An 18,762-nucleotide genomic window follows, 5' to 3' on the forward strand; every position below is an offset into this window, starting at 1 on the left:
GGGTCGTGGCGGGCCGGACAGCGGCGAGGTGCGCGCTGTCTGGTCGGCCTCATCCGGCCAGGAAGCCCGCAGGCTGCCCGGCCGAACGCCGACCGGCGTCTCCACGGGCCGTCTGCCGGCCGCTCCGCGAGGCGTCAGCCGAGCGTTTCGCGGTGTGTGCCGCCCGGCCGCCCGCTCGCGAGCCGCGCGTCGTCTGCCCGCCTTTCTGCGCGATGCCGGTCGGCCGCTCTGCGGGATTCCCCGGCGGCCCTGCCGCGCCCCGTCGGTCTTCGCGCCGGTCCGGCGGCCGGCCCGCCCGAGGTGCCGGGCCGACGCCCGTGCGGCGCCGCCTGTGGTTCTCCACCCGGGGGTGGAGAGATCCCGCTCGTCGGAATCCACCCGTGATCCACCCCCGCTCCGATCTGCTGACCTGTGCATTTCCGTAGCGTCGAAGGCGTCGGCAGCTCCCGCTCCCGGCACCGCCCTTCCCGCTCACGGAGGCTCTGATGTCCGGGCTCGTCAACGCGTTGCTGGTCGTGGCCGTCGTCGTCGTGGTGATCGTGCGGCAGTTCCGCGCCCGCCCGATCGACACAGGCCGGCGCTGGTGGCTGCTGCCCGTGATCCTGGCGGTCGTCGCGGTGCGCGAGCACGGCATACTCGACGCCCACCACCGCACCGCGTCCGCCGTCCTGCTCGCCACCGAGATGGTGGTGGGAATGGTGACGGGCGCAGCGTGGGCCTGGACCACCCGGGTGTGGACGGAGGCCGACGGTGTCGTGTGGTCCAAGAGCACCAAGGCCAGCGCGGCCGTCTGGTTCGCCGGTATCGCCGTGCGGGTCGGTCTCTACGCCCTCGGAGCCGGCGTCGGCGTCCACCAGGACAGCGCGGCCCTCATGCTCGGACTGGCGGTCACCCTGCTCGTCCGCGCCGGCATCCTCGTCTGGCGTGTTCAGACCCTCCCCTCCGCCCCGCCTGTCGGCGGCCCCACCCGGGCGTACGGTGACGGCATGGCTCGGGTCGCCCGGAGGGAGGGCGTGTGACGGAGAACGCCTGGACGCGCTGGCCCTCGCGAGAAGCGCTGAGCCGTGCGGGAGTCTCCCGGCCACGGCGCTCCCTGGCCTGGGGCGTGCGACTGCTCGTCCTCGCCCTGCTGCTGTGGAGCGCCTTCAACCAGTCGCACGTGCACGGCTGGGGCATGGCCGCGGCGGTGGCGGCCGTCCTGGTGACCGCGGCGACCGCCTGGGGCTTCTACCGGGCCACGTACGCCCACCGGCTGCTGCCCTCGCTCGTCCTCATCTCCGTCCTCCTGGCCGTCGCGGTGGCGGCGGAGATCGCAGGCTTCCGCGGACAGGCTCTCGTGATCTGGTGCGGCTGCGGGATCTCGGCCCTGGAGCGGCTGCCGATCGCGGTCGCGCTGCCCGTCACGTCCGTGGCCCTGGCCTCGTACTCGGCGTTCAACAACGACGTGTGGCTGACCACCGCGGCCACGGTCGTCGGCATGGCACTCGCCGGCTACGTCATGAGGCTCGACGCCGAGGCCCGAGGCCATGCACAGCTCCTGCTGGCCCAGGAGCGCGCCGCGAGAGCGGCCGAGGCCGAGTCGGCGGCGCTGGGGGAGCGCGCCAGGATCGCCCGGGAGATCCACGACGTGCTGGCCCACAGCCTCTCCGCCCAGATGGTGCACCTGGAGGCCGCACGGCTGCTGATCGAGCGCGGAGCCGACCGGGAGCAGATCCTCGAACGGGTGGTGGCCGCCCGGGGAATGGCCCGCGACGGACTCGCCGAGACCCGTCAGGCCCTGTCCGCCCTGCGCGGCGAGCTCACCCCGCTGGAGGACTTCCTGACCGAGCTCGTCGGCTCGACCGACGGCGCCGACGTGACCGTCACGGGTGAACGCAGGGCCCTGCCCGCCGAGGCGTCGCAGACCGTACGACGCGTCGCCCAGGAGGCGTTGACGAACGTCCGCAAGCACGCCCACGGCGCCAAGGTCCAGGTGCGGCTGGACTACAGCGAGCACGAAGTGACGCTGAACGTGCGTGACTCGGGAGGTCGTCCGGGCGAACTCACCGGATCCGGCGGCGGGTACGGTCTGCTGGGTATGCGTGAGCGGGCCGAACTGCTGGGCGGGTCGCTGGAGGCAGGGCGTGACGACGAGGGTTTCGAGGTGAGGTTGAGGGTGCCCGCATGACGGAGGGGGAGAAGAAGCCCGCGCGGGTCGTGGTCGTCGACGACCAGACCGTGGTCAGGGAAGGCATCGTGATGCTTCTCGGGCTGCTGCCCGGCGTGGAGGTGGTCGGAGCGGCGCGCGACGGGGAGGAGGCGGTGCGGCTGGTCGCGGAACTCTCGCCGGACGTGGTGCTGATGGATCTGAGAATGCCGCGCTGCGACGGGGTGGAGGCGACCCGGCGGATCCGGTCGCAGTACCCAGGGACCCAGGTCGTGGTGCTGACCACGTTCGCGGACGACGAGTCGCTGTTCCCGGCGCTGAGAGCCGGTGCCCGTGGGTATCTGACCAAGGACGCGGGCGGCGACGAGATCGTGCGGGCCGTGGAGAGCGTGCTCTCGGGGGACGCGGGACTGTCGCCGAGCATCCAACGGCGGCTGCTGGAGAAGCTGTCGCAGCCCGAACCGGTGCCGGTGGCCACGGAGACGCCGGACGGGCTGACCGCACGGGAGACCGAGGTTCTGGTGCTGATCGCGGAGGGGCTCACCAACCAGGAGATCGCCCGGAAGCTGCACGTCTCCACCGCGACCGTGAAGACACACATCAACAACCTGTTCGCGAAGACGGGGCTCAAGGACCGTGCCCAGGCGGTGCGTTACGCGTACGGGAAGGGGCTGGTGAGGCCACCAGCGAATTGAGTCACCTAATGGGGTGAAGAGCTGGGGGAAGAGTGTCGGGGATCTTCCCGATCTGTCCATCCTTGGGCATGCAGTCAAGCAACGGGCGTCACCGCGACGGCGGGGGCGGCTCCGAGAGTTCGGCCGGGCAGCACGAGGACCAGGGCGAGTACGGCACGGCCTCCCGTGAAGTCAGGTACGAGGACCCCTGGTACGACGCACTGGCCTCTGGTTGGGGCGAGTCGGACGGCGCCGGGCGGCCTGCTCCCGCCGTACCCGGCGCGCGAGCGGAGGCGGAGGGTGACAGGGCGGAGGTTCGCGCCCGTGACGTGTATCTGGAGGTGCAGCGCAGTGCGGCCTTCCAGGAGGTGCGCAGCCGTTACCGGAGGTTCGTGGTGCCGGGGATCACCGTCTTCCTCGCCTGGTACGTGGGATATGTGGTGACCGCCACGTCGGCGCCGGGACTGATGGCGCGCCCCGTCGTCGGAGCGGTGAACGTGGGGATGGTCGCGGGGCTCGGGCAGTTCCTCAGCACGTTCGTGCTCACCTGGGCCTACGCCCGGCACGCGCGCTTGCGCAGGGACCGTGCCGCGCTGGAGCTGCGCTGGGACACCCAGGAGCTGACCCGGGGTGCCCGGGGTGGTGTGTCATGACGGTCCATCACCAGACCCTGGCGCTGCTGTTGTTCAGCGCGTTCGTCGCCGTGACGCTGGGGATCACGACGTGGGTGAGCCGGAAGCGGCACGGTTCGGCGGAGGAGTTCTACGCGGGCGGGCGGCTCTTCTCTCCGATGGAGAACGGCTTTGCCATCGCGGGCGACTACATGTCGGCGGCCTCCTTCCTCGGGGTGGCCGGTCTCATCGCGCTGTTCGGCTACGACGGGCTGCTGTACGCGGTCGGCTTCCTGGTGGCGTGGCTGGTCGTGCTGCTGCTGGTGGCCGAACTGGTGCGCAACTGCGGTCGGTTCACGCTGGCCGACGTGATCGCGGCGCGGATGAGCGAGCGGCCGGTGCGGATCGCGGTGGGTGCGTCCTCGGTCACCGTGTCCGTTCTCTATTTGGTGGCGCAAATGGTGGGGGCGGGCAGCTTGGTCGCGCTGCTGCTCGGGCGGACCAGCGAGGCGGCACAGGCGTGGACGGTCATCGGGGTCGGCGCGCTGATGGTGATCTATGTGTCGCTGGGCGGGATGCGGGCCACCACCTGGATCCAGATCGTGAAGGCGGTCCTGCTGATGGGCGGGACGGTGGTGCTGACCGTGCTGGTGCTGCTGCGCTTCCACGGCGACGTCGACCGGTTGCTGCTCACCGCCGCCGAGCGCAGCGGGCACGGGAGGGCGTTCCTGGCGCCGGGGCTCAAGTACGGCGGGAGCTGGAGCGAGCGGCTGGACTTCATCAGCCTGGGACTGGCGCTGGTACTGGGCACGGCAGGTCTGCCGCACATCCTGTCCCGCTTCTACACGGTGCCGACCGCGCGGGCGGCACGGCGTTCGGTGGTCTGGGCGATCGGGCTGATCGGGAGCTTCTACCTGATGACGATCGTGCTCGGCTTCGGGGCGGCGGCCGTGGTCGGACCGGACGCGGTGCGTGCGTCGAACGAGGCGGGGAACACCGCGATGCCGCTGCTGGCGCTGGACCTGGGCGGTGGCTCGGGCTCCACGGGTGGCACGGTGCTGTTCGCGGTCGTCGCCGCCGTCGCCTTCGCGACGATCCTCGCCGTGGTCGCCGGGATCACCCTCGCCTCCTCGGCGTCCGTCGCCCACGACCTGTACGCCTCGCTGCGCAGGTCGCACGCCAGGCATCGCAGTGAGGTCGGGGTGGCGCGCACGGCGGCGGTCGGCATCGGTGTCGTGGCGATCGCCCTGGGCCTGCTGGCCCGGGACATGAACGTCGCCTTCCTGGTGGGGCTGGCCTTCGCGGTGGCGGCCTCGGCGAACCTGCCGGTGCTGCTGTACTCCCTGTTCTGGCGGAACTTCACGACACGCGGCGCGGTGTGGGCCGTATACGGCGGGCTGGTGCCGGCGCTGGCGCTGGTCGTGCTGTCCCCGGTGGTGTCCGGGAGCCCGGGTGCGCTGTTCCCGGGGGTGGACTTCCAGTACTTCCCGTTGCAGAACCCCGGGATCGTCTCCGTCCCGCTGGGCTTCCTGGCCGGCTGGCTCGGCACGGTCACCTCGGACGAGGTCCCGGACGAGGCCAGGCACGCGGAGACCGAGGTGCGGTCGCTGACGGGGGCGGGGGCGGTCTAGCGGCTACGGCGCGACCCAGGCGTAGCGGTGTTCCGGGCGGCCCGTGTCGCCGTACTTCAGGGAGAGGCTGAGACGGCCGGCCTGTTCCAGGTGACGGAGGTAGCGCTGGGCCGTGGAGCGGCTCAGGCCGGTCTCGGCGGCGACCTCGTGGGCGGAGAGCGGGTGGTCGGCGCGGTGCAGGACGCCGCAGATGAGGTCCGTCGTGGGCTCGGACTGTCCGCTGGGCAGGCCGGGCGCGGACGGCGCGGGTGAGGTGCGCAGGGCGCCGAAGATCCGGTCGACCTGCTCCTGACCCGTCAGGCCCCGGCCGCCGACCCGGTCGACGGTGCGGCGCAGGGCCGCGTAGGAGTCCAGGCGGGTGCGCAGGGCGGCGAAGGTGAACGGTTTGACCAGGTAGTGCAGGGCGCCCAGGCGCATCGCCTTCTGGACGGTCGTCACGTCGCTGGCCGCCGTGATCATGATGACGTCGGTGCCGTGGCCCTGCTCCCGCATCTGGTGGACGAGTTCGAGGCCGGTCCGGTCCGGCAGGTAGTGGTCCAGCAGGACCAGGTCGATGGTGCCGCGGTTCACGGCTGCCAGGGCCTGGGCGGCGCTGTGCGCGCGGGCGGCCACCCGGAAGCCGGGAACCTTCCCCACGTACTTGGCGTTTATCTCGGCGACGCGGAAGTCGTCATCGACCACCAGGACGTCAATCATCAGGCCTCTCCTTCAAGGCCGGCGAGCGTTAAGCCCGTGTTTCGTCTGCGCAGTTGTAGCGCGAGCAAAAAGAGCACAACAGATGCTTGCGAGCAAAAGAACGGCTTGCGCCCAGAAGACTGCTGCCGTGGCCCGGGTCACACCTACCGTCCCGGCCCATGAGCGCAGACATCAGCCCCGCCATCGAGCTGCGGGGCGCGAGCAAGATCTTCAAGACCCCGTCGGGGGGTCTGCACACGGCTGTCCGCGACCTCGACCTCACCGTGGGGCGTGGTGAGTTCGTGGCCGTCGTAGGGCCGACGGGTTGTGGCAAGTCCACCACGCTGACCCTGGTCAGCGGGCTGGAGGAGCCCAGTGAGGGCGAGGTGCTGGTGGCCGGTGAGCCGGTCACCGGCGTCGGCGACAAGGTCGGTTTCGTCTTCCAGCAGGACGCCACCTTCCCCTGGCGGACGGTGCTGTCCAACGTGATGGCCGGCCCCCGCTTCCGGGGTGTGCCCAAGGCGGAGGCCAAGGAGAAGGCCCGTGACTGGCTGGCCAAGGTCGGTCTCGCCGCCTTCGAGGACCGTTATCCGCATCAGCTCTCCGGCGGTCAGCGCAAGCGCGTGGCGCTCGCCGCGACCTTCGTCAACGACCCCGAGATCCTGCTGATGGACGAGCCGTTCTCCGCGCTCGACGTGCAGACCCGGGCCCTGATGTCGGACGAACTCCTCGAACTGTGGGAGGGCACGGGCGCCTCGGTCGTCTTCGTCACCCACGACCTGGAGGAGTCCATCGCTCTGGCCGACAAGGTCGTCGTCATGACCGCCGGGCCCGCGACCGTGAAGCAGGTCTTCGAGATCGACCTGCCCCGTCCCCGCAAGGTCGAGTCGGTGCGTCTGGAGCCGCGGTTCATCGAGATCTACCGCGAGATCTGGGAGTCCCTCGGCGAAGAGGTCCGCATCACCCGTGAGAGGGGTGCCTCCCATGTCGCCTGAGACGCTCAGCACACCGGTCGTCGACACGGTCAAGGCCGGTCCGGACCGCGCGCGGTCGCGGGCCCAGGCCGCCCGCAGACGCAAGGCGATCGTGTTCGCCGTGCGCGTCCTGCTCCTGGTGGCCGTCCTCGGCCTGTGGGAGGCCCTGTCCCGGGCCGAGGTCATCGATCCGTTCAACTTCTCGATGCCGTCGAAGATCTGGGACCAGATCTGGACCTGGGTGACCCACGGCACCGCGCTCGGCCCCCTGGGCGAGCAGATCTGGTACACGCTCTACGAGGCGCTGCTCGGCTGGGTCATCGGTGTCATCGCCGGTGTGGTCTTCGGTATCGCCCTCGGGCGGATCGCCTTCCTCGCCGACGTCCTCGGCCCGTACATCAAAGTGCTCAACTCGATCCCCAGGATCGTGCTCGCCCCGATCTTCGTGATCTGGTTCGGGCTCGGCGCCTCCTCCAAGGTCGCCTCGGCCGTCGTGCTGGTGTTCTTCCCGGTGTTCTTCAACGCCTTCCAGGGCGCCCGTGAGGTCGACCGCAACCTGGTCGCCAACGCCCGGATCCTCGGCGCGAGCGACCGCAGGGTGACCCTCCAGGTCGTCATCCCGTCCGCCACCTCGTGGATCTTCACCAGCCTGCACGTGAGCTTCGGCTTCGCCCTCATCGGCGCCATCGTCGGCGAGTACATCGGCGCCACCAAGGGCATCGGCCTGCTCGTCGCGCAGTCGCAGGGCACCTTCAACGCGGCCGGTGTGTACGCCGCGATGGTCATCCTCGCCGTCGTCGCGCTCGCCGCCGAGGGGCTGCTCACCTTCGCCGAGCGCCGCATCTTCCGGTGGAAGCCGTCGGACTCCGACAGCTGACCCCCGTCCCGCTTCCCCTGCTCCTCCCCGCACCGCCCTCTCACAAGGACGTGAACCGCATGCGCAAGTCCGCCAGATACAGCACCCTGGCCGCCGCCGGCCTGCTCGCCGTCTCCTCCCTCACCGCCTGTGCCAACGACGCCGCGAGCACGACCTCCACCGGCTCCGGCAAGGGCACGAAGGTCAAGATCATGGTCGGTGGCCTCGACAAGGTCATCTACCTGCCCGCGATGCTCACCCAGCGGCTCGGCTACTTCGACGCCGAGGGCCTCAACGTGGAGCTGCTGACCGAGCCGGCCGGCGTCCAGGCCGAGACGGCGCTCGTCGCGGGGCAGGTCCAGGGGACGGTCGGCTTCTACGACCACACGCTGGACCTCCAGACCAAGGGCAAGGCCGTGGAGTCCGTCGTGCAGTTCTCGCGTGCGCCCGGCGAGGTGGAGATCGTCTCCACCAAGGCGGCCGGCGACATCACCTCGCCCAAGGACTTCAAGGGCAAGAAGCTGGGCATCACCAGCCTCGGCTCGTCCACCGACTTCCTCACCAAGTACCTGGCCGTCAAGAACGGGGTGAAGGTCAACGAGTTCTCGCCGGTCGCCGTCGGCGCGGGCGCGACCTTCATCTCGGCGCTCCAGCAGGGTTCCATCGACGGCGGCATGACCACCGACCCGACCGTCGCGACGATCCTGGACAAGAAGGCGGGCAAGGTCCTGGTGGACATGCGGACGCCGGAGGGCTCCCAGAAGGCGCTCGGCGGGCCGTACCCGTCGTCGAGCCTGTACATGCAGACGGACTGGGTCAATGGTCACAAGGACACCGTCCAGAAGTTGGTCAATGCATTCGTCAGGACACTCAAGTGGATGTCCACGCACAGCGCCGCCGAGATCGCGGCCAAGATGCCCGCCGACTACTCCCAGGGCGACAAGGCTCTCTACACGCAGTCCATCAAGAGCACGCTGCCGATGTTCACCGACGACGGTGTGATGCCGGAGAACGGCCCGGAGACGGTGGAGAAGGTGCTCAAGGCGTTCAACACGAACATCCAGAACGCCGATGTCGACCTCAGCAAGACGTACACCACGGAGTTCGTCGAGGCGGCCAAGTAGGCCAAGTAGGCCAGGCAGTACGTCTCAGCCGCGGGTCGCCCACACGTAACGGTGTTCGGGGCGGCCCGCGTCGCCGTACTTCAGGGTCAGCCGGGCCCGTCCGGTGCGTTCCAGGAGCTTCAGATAGCGCTGGGCGGTCTGGCGGCTCACCCCCGTCCGCTCGGCGACCTCCAGGGCCGACAGCGGGCCCTCGGCGCTCATCAGGGACTGGCGCACCAGCTCGGCGGTGGTGGGGGAGTGACCTTTGGGCAGCCCCGGCTCGGAGGACGCGGACAGGGCGCCGAAGATGCGGTCCACCTCGGACTGTTCGGCCTCGCCGCCGCCGTCCAGGGTGCGCCGCAGCTGCGCGTACGCCTCCAGCTTGGCGCGCAGCCCCGCGAACGCGAACGGCTTGACCAGGTACTGCAGGGCGCCCTGGCGCATCGCCGCCTGCACGGTCGACACGTCCCGGGCCGCCGTCACCATGATCACGTCGGTCTGGTGGCCGCGCCGGCGCATCTCCTGGACCACCGCGAGGCCCGTGTCGTCGGGCAGATAGTGGTCCATCAGGACGAGGTCGAGGCGGGGCAGGGTCTCCAACTGCCGCAGAGCCTCGGCCGCGTTGTGGGCCTCGCCGGCCACATGGAAGCCGGGCACCTTGCCGACGTAGGCGGCGTTGACCCGGGCGACCCGGGTGTCGTCGTCCACGACCAGGACCTCGATCATCGCGTCTCCTCCTCGGCAGGGGCGAGCGCCGGCTCCAGTTCAGGCTCGGTCAGCGCCTCGGGGAGCACGACGGTGAACTGGGCGCCCCCGCCCTCAGGTTCGTCCACGTGCGCGCTGCCGCCCTGGCGTTCGGCGAGCCGGCGCACCAGGGAGAGCCCGATGCCGCGCTTGCCGTGCGTGGGCGGCTTCTTGGTGGACCAGCCCTCCGTGAAGACCAGCTCCCGCTGTGCCGCCGGGATCCCGGGCCCCGTGTCCCGCACCCCGAGGACGATCGCGCGGCCCTCCGCGCACAACTCGACCTCCACGCGCGCGTGCGGGGTACCGGCGACCGCGTCCAGCGCGTTGTCCACCAGGTTGCCGACGACCGTGACCAGGCCCCTGGGGTCGATCAGCCGGTCCGGGAGCCAGGTGCGGTCCGACACCCACAGGGCGACCCCGCGCTCGGCCGCGACGGTGGCCTTGCCGACCAGCAGGGCGGCCAGCAGCGGGTCCTGGATCTTCTCCGTGACCTGCTCGGCGGTGACCCGGTGGTCGCCGACCACCTCGCCGACGAACTCCACCGCGTCGTCGTACATCTCCAGTTCCAGCAGCCCGAGCAGGGTGTGCATGCGGTTGGCGTGCTCGTGGTCCTGGGCGCGCAGGGCGTCGATCAGACCGCGCGTGGAGTCGAGTTCACGGCCGAGCTGTTCCAGTTCGGTGCGGTCGCGCAGGGTGGCGACGGCGCCGCCGTCGTCGGTGGGCATGCGGTTGGCGATCAGGACCCGCTGGCCGCGCACGGTGAGCAGATCGGTGCCGGTCACCCGGCCGGCCAGCACGTCGGTCGTACGGCCGGTGCCGAGCGCGTCGTCGGGGGACCGGCCGACGGCCTCGTCGCCGATGCCCAGGAGCCGTCTCGCCTCGTCGTTCAGCAGCCGGATGCGGCCGCCGCGGTCCAGGGCGACGACGCCCTCCCGGATGCCGTGCAGCATCGCCTCGCGTTCCGCGAGCAGCGCCGAGATGTCGGAGAACGCCAGGTCACGGGTCTGCCGCTGGACCCTGCGGGAGATCAGCCAGGCGGCCAGCGCACCGGCCGCGAGAGCACCGCCGGCGTAGGCGAACAGCCCCGGGATCGTGCTGAGCAGCCGCGCCCGCACACTGTCGTAGGCGATGCCGACCGAGACCGCCCCGATGATCCGGTGCCGCGAGTCGTACAGGGGCACCTTGCCGCGTGCGGAGCGGCCCAGCGTGCCGTTGTCGATCTGCATGACCTCCTTGCCGTCCAGCGCCTCCGTGGGATCGGTCGACACATGGCGGCCGATCTCCGACGGCGTGGTGTGCGACCAGCGGAATCCGCCCCGGTCCATCACCACGATGTACTCGGCGTTGGTGGCCTTCCGGATCCGCTCCGCCTCCTGCTGCACCGGCCCGTTCACGGTCGGCGCCGTGGTCAGGACGCCCTCGGCGATCTGCGGGTCCTGCGCCGTGGTCTGGGCGATCGCCAGCGCCCTGCGCATCGCCTCCTGGTCCAGCTGCTTGCTCAGGGGCGCCAGGAAGAGCCCGGTCGCGAGCACGGCGACGCCCGCGGCGATCGCCAGTTGCATCAACAGGACCTGTGAGAACACCTTCCGGGGCAGCCGGGGGCGCAGACGGCGCACAGGGGGTGTGGGGCTCATACCCACGACGGTACGTGCGCGGGTACGCCGTGCTTAAGGGGGTGTGGCATGGATCTCTTGACCGGTTCTTGGGAGAGCGCGGGTCAGCTCGCCAGGGCCGTCGTCGTCCGCAGCTCCCGCAGGGACACCACGTCCATCCGGGCCGGCGACCCCAGCACCGACACCCCGCAGCTCTCCGGACGCGGCGGCAGCGAGGCGCCCTGGGCCACGCACACCCGCCAGCGGCGGCCGTCTGCGTGGGCGACCGTGACCTCCCAGCGCGGGGCCGCGCCCTCGGTCCGTACGACGCTCAGCACGCCCGCCGTGTACTCACCCGCGGCCTCGCGCACGGCCAGTTCGGCCGCCTGGCCGGGCCGTTCCCAGGCGGAGCAGCCCCGGCACCCCTCCAGCACCACACGGCCGTCCTGGATGCCGTGCAGGACCTCCTTGACGGCGTGGGCCTCGGCGCGGCCGTACGTGTAGCCGTACGGCAGGACGAGCACCGTCGGCGAGAAACGGTGACCACCCAGATGGGTGACCTCCCAGGTGCCCGTCACGCCGGACGCGGCCAGCTCGGCGGCGAGCGGGCGGCCCAGCAGGGCGCAGCAGCGGTCGCGCCTGCCGTTGGTGCAGACGAGCGCGAGCGGGTTGCCCCGGTGCGGCCGGCCGTCGAGCGCCGTGTCGAACGAACGGTGGTCGCCCGCGCCGAGCGCGGCGAAGTCGAGGTCGAGCAGCCGGCGCGGGTCGCGGGTGGTGGCGCTGTGCAGCCAGACGTTCCCGGGGACCGTGTGGGCGACGTACACCTGCCGGAGGGCGGAGCCGCCGGGATCGGCGTGGCGGCCGGGGCGGCGGATGAGCGCGATCCGTACACCGGTGCCCGTGGCGGCGGCCTCCAGGGCGCGGCCCAGCGCGGGGTCCAGGTGGCTCGAAGTGAGCGCCTTGGGACCCCACGGGCCGGGTTGTTCCAGCAGTAGCCACGTCGTCGCGGTGGCGGCGGTACCCGAAACGGGCTCGTCGAGCATCCGGGAGACGGTTGCGCACCTACTCACAGAGGTGAGCCTAACCTGACTTTGCCCGGGGTGGCTTCCGGCCTCGCCCGTCCGCGGTACCGAGGGGGCGCCGCGGGAGCTATTCGGGCAGGGGCTGCGGTGGTTTCGGGCCGACGTAGTGGCCGCTGGGGCGCATGCGCAGCGGGCGTTCGCCGTACTCCTCCAGGGCGTGGGCGATCCAGCCCGCGGTCCGGGCGACGGCGAAGATCGTCTCGCCCGCGGTGGCGGGCATGCCGCAGGAGGCCGTGAACACGGCCAGCGCCAGGTCGACGTTGGCGTGCAGCGGGGCGTGCCGGGCGGTCGTGGCGACGATGTCCCGGGCCGCGAGCAGGGCGGGTTCCGCGCGGGGCACCTGCTCCAGCAGCGTGAACAGGACGCGCGCGCGTGGGTCCTCGCCTTCGTAGAGACGGTGGCCGAGGCCGGGGATGCGGCGGCCCGCGCGGAGCTCGTCCGCGATCACCGTGACGGCCGTGCCCTGGTCGAGGACGTCGAGCAGCATCCGGTGGGCGAGGCCGCTGGAGGCGCCGTGCAGGGGGCCTTCGAGCACACCGAGCCCCGCCGACACCGCCGCGTACGCGTGCGCACGCGCGGAGGCGGCGACCCGGACCGCGAGGGTGGAGGCGGCCAGGTCGTGGTCGACGAGCAGCGCGAGCGCGGTGTCCAGGACGCGCAGCGCGGCGTCGCTGGGGTCGGTGCCGGTCAGCCGGCGCCACAGGCGATGGGCCAGCGGGCCGTCGTCGTGCCCCCGCCGGCGCCGCACCGGGAGCGCGGCGACGAGCGTGGGGATCAGCACGCGCGCGGAACCGAGGACGGACTCCTCGGACAGGTCGAAGCGCAGCGGGTCCTCGGTGGCCGCGGCGATCGTGGCGACCCGCAGCCGGTCGGTGGGCGAGGTGTGCTCGGGCAGCGCGTCGGCGGTCCGGCGGGCGACCGCGGCGGTGGTCTCCGGGGCGGTGAAGGTCACGCCGCGGGTCATGCGGCCCGTCCACAGCCACTCGGCCACCTCCTCGTAGGAGTGGTGTGTGGAGAGTTCGGTGGCGTCGACCCCCCGGAAGAAGTACCGGTCCTTGTCGATCAGTGTGATCCGGGTGCGCACCGACAGATCACCGCCGGAGCCCGGAGTCCCGGCGGCCTCCCGCCTGTTGCGCCGGGCGAGCGCGTCGACCTCCCCGGCGTCGAAGGTGCTGGCGCGGCCCCCGGGCTCGCGTCTGCTGCTGAGCTGGCCCCGGCTCACATAGGCGTAGACGGTCTCGGGCTTCACGCCGAGCAGTTCGGCGGTCTCCCTGGTGCTCAGCCGCCGCGCGGGACTGCCGGGAGCGGGGTGTTGATCGTGCATGGGCGTCACCGTAGCCGCTCCGACATGGATTGACTCGATCAATGTTGACAGAGGTCCGCGGCTCAGTTGACGGAGGTCCAGGGGCTCACCGAGGCGACGGGCAGGCCGGTGTCGCGCGGTCGCTCGACGGCGGCATCGCACCGAGCCGCCCGGGTGACGTCTCCACGAGGTCGGCTCCGTGCGGTCGGCTCCGTGTGGTCGGCTCCGTGCGCGGTGAAATGCCGGTGGAGCCCTCCCACCCGCCCGCCGTCGGCGACGACAGCGGCCGCCGGGACCATAAGCTCACTGCATGACCGACCACACCCGTACCCTCTCCCTGGTCCTGAGCCTGATCAGGAGCGGAGCGGCCGTGACCAGGCCCGACCTCGGCCGGCAGACCGGGCTGGGCCGGACGATCATCACGCAGCGGGTGGACCACGCGATCCGGGTCGGCCTGGTGGCCGAGGGCGAGCCGGCCCCCTCCACCGGCGGACGGCCCTCCCGCATCCTGCGGATCGCGTCGGGCCGCGGAGTCGTCCTCGGTGCGGTGTTCGGCGCCACCCATCTGCACGCCGCGGTGACCGATCTCGACGGGACCGTGCGCGCCGAGCGGCGGGTGCCGTGGGACATCGAGTCGGGCCCCGAGGCGTCCCTGGCCACCCTGGTCGAGATGGCGGGGGAGTTGCTCGCCCCGGAGCCGCGGGAGTGCCTGTGGGGGGTGTGCGTGGGTGTCCCCGGGCCGGTCGACTTCGCGCGCGGGACGCCGGTGCAGCCGCCGATCATGGCCGGCTGGCACGGCTTTCCGCTCCGGGACCGGCTCGAAGCCCACTACGACGTGCCGGCCTGGGTCGACAACGACGCCAACCTGATGGCGCTGGGCGCCTGGAGCCGGACCCGGGCGGCCGCGGGCGACAACATCCTCCTCGTCAAGGCGAGCACCGGGATCGGGCTGGGCCTGATGTCCAGGGGCCGGCTGCACCGGGGAGCGCGCGGCGCGGCCGGCGACCTCGGGCACACCATCGTCGCCGAGGAGTCCCGCCACCGGTGCCGGTGCGGCAAGTTCGGGTGCCTCGAAGCGTTCGCGGGCGGCTGGGCCCTCACCCGTGACGCGCGCGCCGCGGCCCTGGAGGGGCGGAGCCCTTTCCTGGCCGAGCGTCTGGAGCGCCGGGACGCGCCACTGGCCGTCACCGACGTGCTCGACGGCTGCCGGGCCGGCGACCGGGTCAGCACCGAGCTCGTCACCAGGGCGGGTGAGCTGGTCGGCGGGCAACTGGCCACGCTCGTCAGCGTCTTCAACCCGTCGACGGTCTACCTCGCCGGTGTGCTGGCGCAGGCAGGTGACGTGTTCCGGGACCCCGTCGCCGAGGTCGTGGCCAGGCGGTCGCTGCCGCTGGCCACCGACGAACTCGTCATCGAACGCGTCGCACTGGACCGCTCCGAGGGAGTCGTCGGCGCGGCGACCCTGGTCATCGACGAGTTGCTGCGCCCGGAACTGCTCGACCGGTGGCTCCGGCACGGGAACCCGCGCGGGATCCGCGCACACACCGGCGACCTCACCGAGCCACGCCCACTCGACGTGCCGCTGGCGGGCGCGCGGTAGCGACTCGCTGGTGCCGCTACGGCCCGGCCCTGCCCCTGGTGCCCCTACGGTCCTGCGCCTGGGTCCTGGGCCCTTGGAAGCCCCGATTTCCGGTCCCCCGTGACGGGGACTGTCGTGCCTACGCGGACCGGATCGCCTGCTCGGCTGCCGGGACGTCGACCCAGTCGCCGTCACGTGCCGAGTCGACGACCGCCTGGGCGAGGTCGGCCGCGCGCAGCCCGTCGGCGAAGGACGGCATCCCGGTGACCTGTTCGCCGCGGATCGCCGCATACGCATCGGCGACGAAGTCGGCGAAGGCCTCGTAGTAGCCCTGCGGATGCCCGGACGGCAGACGGGCCGCCCGCCCGCTGGGGGCCCCGGCCCGGTTCGGGTCGCGCAGCAGCACCTCGTTGGCGCTCCGGCCGCCGATCCACAGCGACTCGGGGGTCTCCTGGCGGAACGCGTAGCTCGCGTCGGGCCCGTCGAAGGAGAACGACAGCGCGTTCTTGTACCCCGCGGAGGCCTGACTGACCACCACCGATCCGATCGCGCCGGCGTCGGTCTCGAGGAGGACGACCGCGCCGTCCTCGGTCTCGACGGGGCGCGGGGTGCGGTCCGCCGCCGGCCGGGCCGGGACCGCGCGGGCGAAGGAGGCGTTCACCCGGGTGATCCGCTGCCCGGTCACGAACTCGGCGAGATCGCACCAGTGGACCCCGATGTCCCCGAACGCGCGCGTGGCACCGCCGTTCGCCGGGTCGACCCGCCAGTTGGTGGCCTCGGGGTCGGCCAGCCAGTCCTGCAGATAGCTGCCGTGGATCAGCCAGGGGGGCCGGTGCCCCGGGCGCCGGATCCGGTCGCGTGCCTCCCGTACGGACGCGTAGTACCGGTACACGAAGGGCACGGCGGTGACCAGCCCGCGCTCCGCCGCCAGTTCGGTGAGTTCGCGCGCGGTCGCGGCGTCGGTGGCCAGCGGCTTCTCGCAGACGACCGGGACACCCGCGGCGAGGGCCGTACGGCAGAGGGCGGCGTGCGTGGCGTTGGGCGTGCACACGTGCACCACGTCCACCCCGTGCCGCAGCACGTCCTCGACCGAGTCGAAACCGCGGCCGACCCCGAACTCCGCGGCGGCGCGGCGGCCCTTCTCGGGCGTCGACCCGACCACGCCCACCACCTCGCCGCCCGCCACGAGCGCGGACCGGGTATGCACGGCCCCCATGAAGCCGGTACCGATGACAGCGACGCGCATGCCACACACCTCTTCTCTTCTTCCCACTCCGGGAGCTAACGCGTGAACAAGTCGAAAAAACGGAGATTGGCGACTCCAGCAAGGTCGACTTTTGCTCACATTAAGCTAAAGTATCCGGAACGCCAAGGAGGTTGCACATGAACCAGAGCCAGGAACCGGCCCGGCGGCCGGTCACCCTCTTCACCGGCCAGTGGGCGGATCTGCCGTTCGAGGAGGTGGCGCGGCTGGCGGGCGAGTGGGGGTACGACGGCCTGGAGATCGCGGCCTCCGGCGACCATCTGGACCTGGCCCGTGCCGAGGCCGACCCCGACTACCTGCCCCAGCGCCAGGCCGTCCTGGAGCGGTACGGGCTGAAGGTCTGGGCGATCTCCCACCACCTCGGCGGCCAGGCCGTGTGCGACGACCCGATCGACTTCCGGCACCAGGCGATCCTGCGTCCGGAGATCTGGGGCGACGGCGACCCCGAGGGCGTCCGGCAGCGCGCGGCCGAGGACATGAAGCGCGCCGCGCGGGTCGCCCGCAGGCTCGGCGCCGACACCGTCGTCGGGTTCACCGGATCGAAGATCTGGAAGTACGTGGCGATGTTCCCGCCGGTCTCCCAGGCGGTGATCGACGAGGGGTACGAGGACTTCGCGCGCCGCTGGAACCCGATCCTCGACGTCTTCGACGCCGAGGGCGTGCGCTTCGCCCACGAGGTCCACCCGTCCGAGATCGCCTACGACTACTGGACCAGCGAGCGCACCCTCGAAGCGATCGGCCGACGCCCGGCATTCGGCTTCAACTGGGACCCCTCGCACATGATCTGGCAGGGCGTCGACCCCGTCGGCTTCATCACGGACTTCGCGGACCGCATCTACCACGTGGACTGCAAGGACACCCGGGTCCGGCCACCGTACGGTCGCGCCGGGATCCTCGGCTCGCACCTGCCCTGGGGCGACCCGCGCCGGCGCTGGGACTTCGTCTCCGTCGGCCACGGTGACATGCCCTGGGAGGACGCCTTCCGTGCGCTGGCCGCCATCGGCTACGACGGCCCGATCTCCGTGGAGTGGGAGGACGCGGGCATGGACCGGCTGCACGGTGCGGCGGAGGCTCTCGGCCGGATCCGTGCCGCCCTGTGGCCACTGCCCGACGCGGCCTTCGACTCGGCGTTCAGCAACCAGTGACCCCACCCGGCCGTGCCGGCGCTCCCTGCAATATGTTGATCCAATCAATATTGACACCCATATAGTCAATCATGGACAGTCGAATCAAGTTCAGGGAGGAAAGCGGAGGCAGGTCATGACCGTCAACAGGAGCGCGTCGACCCTTGTCGAGGTGCCGCGCGGGCTCGCCGGTGTCGTCGTCACGGACACGGAGGTCGGAGACGTCCGGGGAACCGAGGGCTTCTACCACTACCGTGAGCACTCGGCCGTCGAACTCGCCCGCACCCGCGGCTTCGAGGACGTCTGGCACCTCCTGGTCCACGGCGCGCTGCCGGACCGGGAGCGCGCGGCCGCCTTCGCCGCCGGGACCGCCGCGTTGCGGCGTCTGCCCGCCGAGGTCCGGACCGCCCTGCCCGCGGTGGCCGCGGCGAGCGGCGCGTCGGGCCCGCTGGCCGGGCTGCGCACCGCCCTCTCGCTGCTCGGCGCGGCCAAGGGATTCCGGCCGGTGTACGACATCGGCGCGGACCGGCGCCGGGCCGACACGGTCGCCGCCTGCGCGGCCGTACCGACGCTGCTCACGGCGCTGTACCGGCTGGGGCAGGGGCTCGACCCGGTGGAGCCGCGCGAGGACCTGTCGTACGCGGCCAACTACCTCTACATGTTGACGGGCACGGAACCGGATTCCCGGCGGGCGCGTGCGGTCGAGCAATACTTGATCTCAACCATTGATCATGGATTCAATGCATCAACGTTCACCGCACGTGTCATCGCGTCGACGGGCGCGGATGTCGCGGCCTGCCTCGTCGGTGCCGTCGGCGCGCTGTCCGGTCCGCTGCACGGGGGTGCGCCCAGCCGCGCGCTGGACACCCTGGACGCGATCGGGACGCCGGACCGGATCGACCCGTGGATCCGCGAACGGGTCCTCGCCGGCGACCGCGTGATGGGCTTCGGCCACGCGGTCTACCGCACGGAGGACCCTCGTTCCCGTATGCTCCGCGAGATCGCCCAGGACTTCGGCGGCCCCCGCGTCGAGTTCGCCGTGGAGGTCGAACGCCACGTCGAGCGCATCCTCGCCGAACTGAAGCCCGGCCGCGAACTCCACACCAACGTCGAGTTCTACGCGGGCGTCGTCATGGAACTGTGCGGTCTGCCCCGCGAGATGTTCACCCCCACCTTCGCGGCGGCCCGCGTGGTCGGCTGGAGCGCCAACATCCTGGAACAGGCGACCGACTCGAAGATCATCCGCCCGGTGGCACGGTACGTGGGCCCGGAGCCGATCGTGGCCGACGCCGTCACCGCGTAGGCCGACGCCGTCACCGCGTAGGCCCACGCCGTCACCGCACAGTCGGCACGGGGCACGGGGCACGGGGCACGGGGCACGGGGCACGGGGCACGGGGCACGGT

At 71.8% G+C, this 18,762-nt stretch carries 17 protein-coding genes; 11 read left to right on the forward strand and 6 right to left on the reverse strand.

The window, feature by feature from the left end; all coding sequences use genetic code 11:
* Nucleotides 1-485 precede the first annotated feature (485 nt).
* From IEZ11_RS10205 to IEZ11_RS10225, 5 genes are all read left to right on the forward strand, one after another.
* Complete coding sequence (locus IEZ11_RS10205; protein ID WP_189262345.1) at nt 486-1,019, forward strand: CcdC protein domain-containing protein; 534 nt, start codon at nt 486-488, stop codon at nt 1,017-1,019.
* Nucleotides 1,016-2,167 (forward strand): sensor histidine kinase, encoded by a 1,152-nt coding sequence (locus IEZ11_RS10210; RefSeq protein WP_189262346.1) that lies wholly within the window; start codon nt 1,016-1,018, stop codon nt 2,165-2,167. The genes IEZ11_RS10205 and IEZ11_RS10210 overlap by 4 nt, the downstream gene beginning before the upstream one ends.
* A complete protein-coding gene (locus tag IEZ11_RS10215) occupies nt 2,164-2,841 on the forward strand; it encodes a response regulator (RefSeq protein ID WP_189262347.1) in 678 nt (225 codons plus the stop codon). Before IEZ11_RS10210 ends, IEZ11_RS10215 begins: the two co-directional genes overlap by 4 nt.
* Nucleotides 2,842-2,909: 68 nt before the next feature.
* Nucleotides 2,910-3,473 (forward strand): DUF485 domain-containing protein, encoded by a 564-nt coding sequence (locus tag IEZ11_RS10220; protein ID WP_189262348.1) that lies wholly within the window; start codon nt 2,910-2,912, stop codon nt 3,471-3,473.
* Nucleotides 3,470-5,062 (forward strand): monocarboxylic acid transporter, encoded by a 1,593-nt coding sequence (locus IEZ11_RS10225; RefSeq protein ID WP_189262349.1) that lies wholly within the window; start codon nt 3,470-3,472, stop codon nt 5,060-5,062. Before IEZ11_RS10220 ends, IEZ11_RS10225 begins: the two co-directional genes overlap by 4 nt.
* Before the next feature lie 3 nt (nt 5,063-5,065).
* On the opposite strand, the gene IEZ11_RS10230 is transcribed toward IEZ11_RS10225, so the two are convergent.
* Complete coding sequence (locus IEZ11_RS10230; protein WP_189262350.1) at nt 5,066-5,758, reverse strand: response regulator; 693 nt, start codon at nt 5,756-5,758, stop codon at nt 5,066-5,068.
* 158 nt (nt 5,759-5,916) lie between these two features.
* On the opposite strand from IEZ11_RS10230, the gene IEZ11_RS10235 reads away from it, so the two are divergent.
* The 3 genes from IEZ11_RS10235 to IEZ11_RS10245 are packed head-to-tail and all read left to right on the forward strand — an operon-like array spanning nt 5,917 to nt 8,691.
* On the forward strand, nt 5,917-6,732 hold the full coding sequence (locus IEZ11_RS10235) for an ABC transporter ATP-binding protein (RefSeq protein ID WP_189262351.1): 816 nt from the start codon (nt 5,917-5,919) through the stop codon (nt 6,730-6,732).
* Nucleotides 6,722-7,588, forward strand: a complete 867-nt coding sequence (locus IEZ11_RS10240) for an ABC transporter permease (RefSeq protein WP_189262352.1) — start codon at nt 6,722-6,724, stop codon at nt 7,586-7,588. The genes IEZ11_RS10235 and IEZ11_RS10240 overlap by 11 nt, the downstream gene beginning before the upstream one ends.
* 59 nt (nt 7,589-7,647) lie before the next feature.
* Nucleotides 7,648-8,691: an ABC transporter substrate-binding protein gene (locus IEZ11_RS10245; protein ID WP_189262353.1), complete on the forward strand. Its 1,044-nt coding sequence runs from the start codon at nt 7,648-7,650 to the stop codon at nt 8,689-8,691.
* A 24-nt stretch (nt 8,692-8,715) separates the two neighbouring features.
* Here the strand turns inward: IEZ11_RS10245 and IEZ11_RS10250 are convergent, their stop codons facing one another.
* The 4 genes from IEZ11_RS10250 to IEZ11_RS10265 form a co-directional block, all read right to left on the reverse strand.
* Nucleotides 8,716-9,396 carry a response regulator gene (locus IEZ11_RS10250; protein WP_189262354.1) on the reverse strand — a complete coding sequence of 227 codons (681 nt, stop codon included), beginning with the start codon at nt 9,394-9,396 and terminating at the stop codon, nt 8,716-8,718.
* Nucleotides 9,393-11,048, reverse strand: a complete 1,656-nt coding sequence (locus IEZ11_RS10255) for an ATP-binding protein (RefSeq protein ID WP_189262355.1) — start codon at nt 11,046-11,048, stop codon at nt 9,393-9,395. Before IEZ11_RS10255 ends, IEZ11_RS10250 begins: the two co-directional genes overlap by 4 nt.
* 83 nt (nt 11,049-11,131) lie before the next feature.
* Nucleotides 11,132-12,076, reverse strand: a complete 945-nt coding sequence (locus IEZ11_RS10260; RefSeq protein WP_189262356.1) for a ferredoxin family protein — start codon at nt 12,074-12,076, stop codon at nt 11,132-11,134.
* Between the two features lie 79 nt (nt 12,077-12,155).
* Nucleotides 12,156-13,412, reverse strand: a complete 1,257-nt coding sequence (locus IEZ11_RS10265) for a citrate synthase (protein ID WP_189262357.1) — start codon at nt 13,410-13,412, stop codon at nt 12,156-12,158.
* A gap of 289 nt (nt 13,413-13,701) precedes the next feature.
* Here IEZ11_RS10265 and IEZ11_RS10270 point away from each other — a divergent pair, with 289 nt between their 5' ends.
* Entirely contained in the window at nt 13,702-14,991 is a 1,290-nt protein-coding gene (locus tag IEZ11_RS10270) for an ROK family protein (RefSeq protein WP_189262358.1), read from the forward strand.
* A 118-nt stretch (nt 14,992-15,109) separates the two neighbouring features.
* Here the strand turns inward: IEZ11_RS10270 and IEZ11_RS10275 are convergent, their stop codons facing one another.
* Complete coding sequence (locus IEZ11_RS10275) at nt 15,110-16,216, reverse strand: Gfo/Idh/MocA family protein (protein WP_189262359.1); 1,107 nt, start codon at nt 16,214-16,216, stop codon at nt 15,110-15,112.
* A gap of 137 nt (nt 16,217-16,353) precedes the next feature.
* Here IEZ11_RS10275 and IEZ11_RS10280 point away from each other — a divergent pair, with 137 nt between their 5' ends.
* The gene (locus IEZ11_RS10280; RefSeq protein WP_189262360.1) at nt 16,354-17,379 is read left to right on the forward strand and encodes a sugar phosphate isomerase/epimerase family protein; all 1,026 of its coding nucleotides are present in this window, start codon (nt 16,354-16,356) and stop codon (nt 17,377-17,379) included.
* 115 nt (nt 17,380-17,494) lie between these two features.
* A complete protein-coding gene (locus IEZ11_RS10285; RefSeq protein WP_189262361.1) occupies nt 17,495-18,661 on the forward strand; it encodes a citrate synthase/methylcitrate synthase in 1,167 nt (388 codons plus the stop codon).
* Nucleotides 18,662-18,762: the final 101 nt, after the last annotated feature.

It is taken from the genome of Streptomyces fuscichromogenes (genome assembly GCF_014645815.1).
Taxonomy (GTDB): domain Bacteria; phylum Actinomycetota; class Actinomycetes; order Streptomycetales; family Streptomycetaceae; genus Streptomyces; species Streptomyces fuscichromogenes.

Bases quoted from the DNA above. Each gene is read 5' to 3' on its own strand.
- IEZ11_RS10205 (WP_189262345.1), top strand. From the start codon at position 486: ATGTCCGGGCTCGTCAACGCGTTGCTGGTCGTGGCCGTCGTCGTCGTG.
- IEZ11_RS10215 (WP_189262347.1), top strand. From the start codon at position 2,164: ATGACGGAGGGGGAGAAGAAGCCCGCGCGGGTCGTGGTCGTCGACGAC.
- IEZ11_RS10220 (WP_189262348.1), top strand. From the start codon at position 2,910: ATGCAGTCAAGCAACGGGCGTCACCGCGACGGCGGGGGCGGCTCCGAG.
- IEZ11_RS10225 (WP_189262349.1), top strand. From the start codon at position 3,470: ATGACGGTCCATCACCAGACCCTGGCGCTGCTGTTGTTCAGCGCGTTC.
- IEZ11_RS10230 (WP_189262350.1), bottom strand. From the start codon at position 5,758: ATGATTGACGTCCTGGTGGTCGATGACGACTTCCGCGTCGCCGAGATA.
- IEZ11_RS10235 (WP_189262351.1), top strand. From the start codon at position 5,917: ATGAGCGCAGACATCAGCCCCGCCATCGAGCTGCGGGGCGCGAGCAAG.
- IEZ11_RS10240 (WP_189262352.1), top strand. From the start codon at position 6,722: ATGTCGCCTGAGACGCTCAGCACACCGGTCGTCGACACGGTCAAGGCC.
- IEZ11_RS10245 (WP_189262353.1), top strand. From the start codon at position 7,648: ATGCGCAAGTCCGCCAGATACAGCACCCTGGCCGCCGCCGGCCTGCTC.
- IEZ11_RS10250 (WP_189262354.1), bottom strand. From the start codon at position 9,396: ATGATCGAGGTCCTGGTCGTGGACGACGACACCCGGGTCGCCCGGGTC.
- IEZ11_RS10255 (WP_189262355.1), bottom strand. From the start codon at position 11,048: ATGAGCCCCACACCCCCTGTGCGCCGTCTGCGCCCCCGGCTGCCCCGG.
- IEZ11_RS10265 (WP_189262357.1), bottom strand. From the start codon at position 13,412: ATGCACGATCAACACCCCGCTCCCGGCAGTCCCGCGCGGCGGCTGAGC.
- IEZ11_RS10270 (WP_189262358.1), top strand. From the start codon at position 13,702: ATGACCGACCACACCCGTACCCTCTCCCTGGTCCTGAGCCTGATCAGG.
- IEZ11_RS10275 (WP_189262359.1), bottom strand. From the start codon at position 16,216: ATGCGCGTCGCTGTCATCGGTACCGGCTTCATGGGGGCCGTGCATACC.
- IEZ11_RS10280 (WP_189262360.1), top strand. From the start codon at position 16,354: ATGAACCAGAGCCAGGAACCGGCCCGGCGGCCGGTCACCCTCTTCACC.
- IEZ11_RS10285 (WP_189262361.1), top strand. From the start codon at position 17,495: ATGACCGTCAACAGGAGCGCGTCGACCCTTGTCGAGGTGCCGCGCGGG.